This is a genomic window from Terrabacter sp. P5_B1, from assembly GCF_056400505.1.
Window position 1 is genome coordinate 1 of sequence record NZ_JBFULD010000351.1, and the last position, 4,115, is coordinate 4,115.

Here is a 4,115-nt window from a genome sequence, read left to right on the forward strand (position 1 = left end):
GCGTAGGCCGCGACCCGAGTCAGGATCGAGGAGTTCGTCTCGTGCGGCCACGCCGCGTCGAACACCTCGAGGAACGACTCGGGCGAGGTCGTCGCACCGTGCACGCCGTCGATGAGCGCGGACCACACGACGGCGCGGGCCTGGCCGTCGGGGATCTGGGCGAGCTGCGCCGGGAGGGCCGCGACCGTCGAGTCCGACAGGCGCACCCGCGCCCAGGTCAGGTCCGAGGCGTTGGGGACGAGGACGGCCGGCTCCGGTGTGCCCTCGAGCCCGGCCAGGGTCGTCTCGGGACCCGTGATCGTCGCGCCGACCCGGCCGACCTCGCGCCCGTCCGTCCAGCCGGCGACGTCGAAGGCGTGCGGCCGGTCGGCGGGTCGGTCGGCCGGGGACTCGCGGCGGACCACCGCGCGCTCGGTGACGCCGGCCTGTTCCTCGACGTCGACCGAGATCGTGTCGCGGTCGGCCGTCAGCAGCCACGCCCGGGACCACGCCTCGAGGTCCTTGCCGCTCGCGGTCTCGATCGCGCCGAGGAAGTCGGCGAGCGTGCCGTTGCCGTAGGACTTGTCGGTCAGGTAGGCGCGGACGCCGGCGATGAACCGGTCGTCGCCGACGTACGCGATGAGCTGGCGCAGCGTGGCCGCGCCCTTGGCATACGAGATGCCGTCGAAGTTCTGCAGCGCGCTCTGCGCGTCGAGAGCCTCGACGCCCGCGACCGGGTGGGTGGACGGGGAGCGCTCCGCGCCGTAGCCCCAGACCTTGCGCACGATCGAGGAGTCGACCCAGGCGTCGGTGTACTCGGTCGCGTCGACGAKGCAGCGGTGCGACATGTACTCGGCGAACGACTCGTTGAGCCAGAGGTCGTCCCACCACTTCATCGTGACGATGTCGCCGAACCACATGTGCGACATCTCGTGGCTCACCGTGTTGGCACGCGTCAGCAGCTCGTCGCGCGTCGCGGCGCCACGGTAGAGGTACTGGTCCCGGAAGGTCACGCAGCCCGGGTTCTCCATCGCCCCGGCGTTGAACTCCGGGACGAACACCTGGTGGTACTCCCCGAACCTGTAGCGGATCCCGAAGAGGCCGTGGAAGTAGTCGAACGACCGCTTCGTGACGTCGAAGAGCTCGGGCGCGTGCCGCTCGAGCGGCTCGCGCAGGGAGGCCCGCGCGTGGACACCCAGGGGTATGCCGTCGTGCTCGTCGCGCACGGAGACGAAGGGCCCCGCGCACACCGTCATGAAGTACGTCGCGAGGGGCTTCGTCGTGGCAAGGGTCCACGTGCCGGGGCTCGTCTGCTCGGCGGCGCCGTTGCCGAGCACCGTCCAGTCGAGCGGGGCGTGGACGGTGACGTCGTAGGGGGCCTTGAGGTCGGGCTGGTCGAAGCAGGCGTAGACGCTCGGGGCGGCGTCGAGGAAGAGGTGGCCGTAGACGTAGTCGAGGTCGTCGGCGGGGTCGGTGGCCCGGTGCAGGCCCTGCCCGTCGTGGCTGTAGGCCATCGTCGCGGCGACGACGAGCTCGTTGTCGGCGGCGAGGCCCGTGAGCGCCAGGCGGCCGTCGGCGACGCTCGCCGGGTCGAGCGGCGCACCGTTGAGGGAGATCGTCTCGACGGACCTCGCCTTGAGGTCGACCCAGGAGTCGGCACCGGGCTCGGCGCAGGCGAAGCGGACGACCGTGCGGGAGCCGAAGACCTCCGCGCCCTGGTCGAGGTCGAGCTCGACGGCATACGACGTGACGGTGATCAGCGTGGATCGCTCGCGGGCTTCGGCCAGGGTGAGACTACGCATGGGCCGAGCCTGCCAGATCGACGGGACCGGCGGCGCGCGGGATGCCGGGACGCTCGGTCGCCGACCGGATTCAGCGGTGGAGCGGACCGCCGGCCATGCTCTCCAGGCGCGCGATGCGCTGGTCCATCGGCGGGTGCGTCGACAGGAACCGCGTGACGTCCTGGGCGCGGAAGGGGCTGGCGATCATCATGTGGCTCGCGTTGACGATGTCCTGCTGCGGCGCGAGCGGAGCGCGTGCCACGCCCGCCTCGAGCTTGCGCAGCGCCGAGGCGAGGGCGAGCGGGTCACCGGTGAGCTTCGAGCCGTCCTCGTCGGCGTCGTACTCACGGGTGCGGCTGATCGCCATCTGGATCATCATCGCGGCCATCGGGGCGAGCAGGCTCATCGCGAGCAGCGCGAACGGGTTCGGGCGGTCCTCGTCTGAGCCCCCGCCGCCGAACATGCTCGTGAACATCAGCATCTGGCCGATCGAGGTGATGACACCGGCGATCGCGGCGGCGACCGAGCTCGTGAGGATGTCGCGGTTGTAGACGTGCATCAGCTCGTGGCCGAGCACGCCGCGCAGCTCTCGCTCGTCGAGCAGGCCGAGGATGCCCTCGGTGCAGCACACGGCGGCATTCTGCGGGTTGCGCCCGGTCGCAAAGGCGTTCGGGGCCTGGGTCGGGCTGATGTAGAGGCGCGGCATCGGCTTGCCCGCAGCGGTGGAGAGCTCGCGGACGATGCGGTACATCACCGGCGCCTGCGCCTCGGAGACCGGGTAGGCGTGCATGGCTCGGATGGCGAGCTTGTCACTGTTCCAGTAGCCGTAGAAGGTCGTCGCCACGCCGATCAGCGCGAAGACCCAGATGAAGCGCCCGCCACCGACGAGCGCGCCGATCCCGAGCAGGAGGGCCCAGATGCCGCCGAAGAGGGCGGCCGTCTTGAGCCCGTTGAAGTGGTTGTGCATGTCCGGTGAACGACCGACCCGAGGACGGTGTTCCCGCTGGGAGTTGACTGGGAGCGTGCCGACCGCAGGGCCCCGGCCGGGGGTGTCAGCCGAGGAGCCGGAGCAGCAGGTCGGGTTGGACGCTGACGACGACGAGCACCGTCGAGGCCAGCACGAGCCCGGCCACCATGACCGGTCGGCGTCGCGCCAGCGCCAGGCCGCCCCCGTGGGCACGCGCGGTGGCTGCCGCCTCGGCGGGCGCCGTGATGACGGCCCGCAGCCATCGGAGGTAGACGGCGACGCCGATGACGGCGTTGACCGCCGCGATGACGGCGAGCCAGACCCAGCCCTCTGCCACGACCGGTCGCAGGGCCGTGACCTTGCCGACGAGGCCGATGACGCCCGGCGGCAGACCGGCGAGGGAGGTCAGGGCCAGGGCCAGGGCGCCCGCGCGCCAGGGGCTGCGCTGCCACACGCCCTCGTAGTCGCCGATCGAGCGGCCATGACCGGKCCGGTCGCGCACCATGACGGCGACGACGGCGAACGCCACGAGCGTCGCGACCACGTAGGTGAGCAGGTAGGTGGCGCTGGCACCGACCCCGAGCGCGGAGATGCTGACGAGCGGCAGGACGACCCAGCCGGCCTGGGCAACCGTCGACCACGCGAGCAGGCGCACCACGTCGTCCTGGCGCAGCGCCATGACGTTGCCGAGCGTCATGCTGAGCGCGGACAGCACGGCGATCGACAGCACGGCGGGCGTGCCGAGGACCGCCACGGCACGCAGCACGACGAGCAGGGCCGCAAGCGCGGCCACCTTGGACACCGTCGCGAGGAACGTCGCCACGGGCACCGACGAACCGGCGTATGCCGTGGGCGTCCACGCGTGGAACGGCACGAGCGAGAGCTTGAAGCCGACACCCGCGACGACGAGCACCGTTGCGAGCGCCACGACTCCACCCGAGACGGACGGCAGGGCGAGGGCCGCTGCAGACGCCGTGCCCGACACCGTGCCCGACACCGTGCCCGACACCGTGCCCGACCCGGCGACCGACGCCGTCGAGAACGCGCCACCGGACGACAGAGCCGCATCCGGCGTCAGGAACGGGCTCCCCGTCCCGGCGAACCACAGGGCGACACCGAGCACGAGCAGGGCGAAGGAGACGAGCGAGGTCACGAGCAGCTGCGTCGCCCCAGCGACGGCGGACCGGCGGCCGGAGAGGGCGACGAGCGCGATGACGGGCAGGGTCGCGAGCTCGAGGGCGACGAGCCACGTGCCGACGTCGCGGCTGGCGGCCACCACGACCGTGCCGGACAGGGCCGCGAGCAGCAGCACGGCTTCGACCGGCTCGCGCGTGCTGTCGGTCGGACGGCTGCGCTGGGTGCGTGGCCACGCGAGGGCGATGCAGACA

3 protein-coding genes are annotated in these 4,115 nt (G+C 72.0%); all 3 read right to left on the reverse strand.

What is annotated here, in order from left to right:
- Positions 1–1,781: aminopeptidase N (gene pepN, locus AC1DP0_RS18940; RefSeq protein ID WP_478087471.1), on the reverse strand; the 1,781-nt coding region annotated here is incomplete at its 3' end.
- A 70-nt stretch (positions 1,782–1,851) separates the two neighbouring features.
- Complete coding sequence (gene htpX / locus AC1DP0_RS18945) at positions 1,852–2,727, reverse strand: zinc metalloprotease HtpX (RefSeq protein ID WP_478087474.1); 876 nt, start codon at positions 2,725–2,727, stop codon at positions 1,852–1,854.
- An 85-nt stretch (positions 2,728–2,812) separates the two neighbouring features.
- Positions 2,813–4,115: NADH-quinone oxidoreductase subunit N (locus tag AC1DP0_RS18950; protein ID WP_478087476.1), on the reverse strand; the 1,303-nt coding region annotated here is incomplete at its 5' end.

Coding starts and splice junctions, on each gene's coding strand:
- htpX (WP_478087474.1), bottom strand. CDS start 2,727: ATGCACAACCACTTCAACGGGCTCAAGACGGCCGCCCTCTTCGGCGGC.